The sequence below is a fragment of the Psychrobacter sp. 16-MNA-CIBAN-0192 genome, from assembly GCF_040309565.1.
GTDB lineage: Bacteria > Pseudomonadota > Gammaproteobacteria > Pseudomonadales > Moraxellaceae > Psychrobacter.
Genome location: NZ_JBEOOX010000439.1, coordinates 1 through 257, shown reverse-complemented (window position 1 = coordinate 257; position 257 = coordinate 1). Strand labels below are relative to the sequence as shown.

Sequence of the window (257 nt, the reverse complement as noted above, 5' to 3'; positions counted from 1 at the left end):
GGTGAGACGGCCGATACTTTGTCAGCGCTACGTGATACTCAAAAGCAAGCACCAATAGGTCTGGTCAGCTTGGCCTTGTGTAATGTACCGACATCATCACTGGTACGTGAGACGGATATCTTTTTACCCACGCTTGCCGGTCCCGAGATCGGCGTTGCTTCTACCAAAGCCTTTACGACTCAGCTTGCCGCTTTGATGCTATTGGTCTTAAAAGTGGGTGTCGTGCAAGAGCGTATGACTGGCGAAAACTTGAGTAC

At 50.2% G+C, this 257-nt stretch carries 1 protein-coding gene; it reads left to right on the top strand.

All coding sequences use genetic code 11. The features are described from left to right. The coding region (locus tag AAEY78_RS13875; RefSeq protein WP_352339948.1) for an SIS domain-containing protein at nucleotides 1–257 on the top strand (257 nt) is incomplete at both ends.